The organism is Methanobrevibacter sp. (genome assembly GCF_045220775.1).
Taxonomy (GTDB): Archaea; Methanobacteriota; Methanobacteria; order Methanobacteriales; family Methanobacteriaceae; genus Methanocatella.
The window spans coordinates 1-1,938 of record NZ_JBGUWC010000142.1; the positions used below are offsets into that span (position 1 = coordinate 1).

At 35.2% G+C, this 1,938-nt stretch carries 2 protein-coding genes; both read left to right on the top strand.

Annotated elements, in window-relative coordinates; translation table 11 throughout:
* Positions 1-313, top strand: a 313-nt coding sequence (locus ACJROP_RS09455) for a hypothetical protein (RefSeq protein ID WP_406535221.1), incomplete at its 5' end; no start/stop codon positions are given.
* A gap of 98 nt (positions 314-411) precedes the next feature.
* A complete protein-coding gene (locus ACJROP_RS09460; protein WP_406535222.1) occupies positions 412-1,647 on the top strand; it encodes a hypothetical protein in 1,236 nt (411 codons plus the stop codon).
* Positions 1,648-1,938 lie beyond the last annotated feature (291 nt).

Below are 1,938 nucleotides of genomic sequence, written 5' to 3' on the forward strand. Positions count from 1 at the left end.
GGCGAATTACCAGCGGCTGCTGGATTTGGCACAAGAAAAGCACATAAAACTCATCTTCATGGTGGCTGCCGACAAGTATGACATGTATCAGGGCCACATCATCAACAACCCCAACGGCATGAAGACCGTGAACGAGGACATTGCCCGCATCCTGAAAAATGACCCCCACCTGCTGGTGAGCAAGAATTATCTCCAGCCGATGATTGACCAGGGCGAGAAGGACGTGTATCTGTATAATGACAGCCACTGGTCATACAAAGCGGCCAAGGTCATCGTCGACGAATTATCCCGAAGAATTTTTACGGAAAAATAGTAGGCTCTACTATGCTCAAAAATGAGCATTTTTTTGTATATTTGCAGCATACTCACAAAAGTAACGAAATAAGATTATAAACTTAAAAGCATATCATAATGAAAAAATTCGTCTTTATTTTAGCATCACTGTTACTGTCTTTTGTTGCAAGTGCTTTTGTAACCAATGACAACTTTGGTATCAAAAAACAAGGTACACCTGGTGCATACCAACAGTACTATGGTAGAACGTTCTTTGTGCGAAATGCTTATGGCTACGAAAGTTGGGAAAAAACTGGTTTTAAACCAAATGAAGATGATTTGAATTCTAATGTTACTTTTACAATCACAAAAATATCGGTAAAAGAAGTTAATAAAAATGATAAACCAAATAAAGAAATAACGATTGAAGCTATTCAGAATGGCGTTAAAAGAAATATTAAGATAAAATCATATGAAAGTCCTACATCGGGTGGCTTTTTAGGTTTAAAACAGTTACCTGGTATAGAACAAATACCTATTGTTTTTACTGAACCATACAATGCGTTCAAAAACAAAATAATTGGAACTTTCTTATCACACGAAAAAGTGATAGACAAATATAGTGTAAGAGATGTTTATTTTGGCGAACCCCAATCATATATGAATGATTCTGATAATGCCACTGTTCGGCTGAAAGTTAAAAGCATGAATACAAATCTAGAATTTGATGTACAATATAGGACAAATGATTTAATGGAATTATTTAAACTTGCACTTAAAGGATCTTATACGACTGCTTTGACGAGTGTAGAGAAGCCCGAGAACTCAGATAACCGCTATGGAAAAATTGAAACAATTCAAGACTCATCCGTAACTAAATATTCATTCAAAGATGATATTATAGAAATAGTGATTTCTGAGAACTCATACGAATTTGTCTTCAATTTAAAGAATATTTCGCAGTCAACTATTAAAGTTATTTGGGATGAAGCTGCATATGTTGATTTAGATAACAAAACTTCTAGGATTATTCATTCAGGGACTAAATATTCTGAGCGTGAATCAAGTCAACCAGCAACTACAATTATTAAAGGTGCTGAATTAGACGATGTTTTAATCCCTTCAGATAACATCTTACTCATAGCACCCAGTCCTAATGAGGTGATTAATCCAAAAGTTCTTGAGACAGTATATCCACTAGGAAACGATTGGTATGCATATTATCTGCTTCCAAAAGAATACGCTGAAAAAGAACTCGGTGAAGTTCGTCTAATGTTGCCAATACAAGTAAAGGATGTTGTCAATGAGTACATATTTGTTTTCAAAGTTTACTATTCTTACAAGCATCCTGAACTTCTTAGAACTATTGATTAAATCTATGATTTTAAGAATCTATAGTATTGCATTTAGTACTGCTATAGCTCAAAGACATATATAGGAACGCCATTGAATGGTAGCTTTGAAGTATTTGAGCAATGAATTGATAAGAAAGGTTCTCAATTATCAGAGAAAAATAAGAATCTACTATTTGCAGACACATCATTTTAAAAAACCAACTTTTCACACATGTTTAAATTCATTCATACCAGTGACTGGCATTTAGGCCAGATTTTTTACGGCTATGACCGCAGCGAGGAGCAGGAGGACTTCCTGCACCAGTTGGCC

Coding starts and splice junctions, on each gene's coding strand:
- ACJROP_RS09460 (WP_406535222.1), top strand. CDS start 412: ATGAAAAAATTCGTCTTTATTTTAGCATCACTGTTACTGTCTTTTGTT.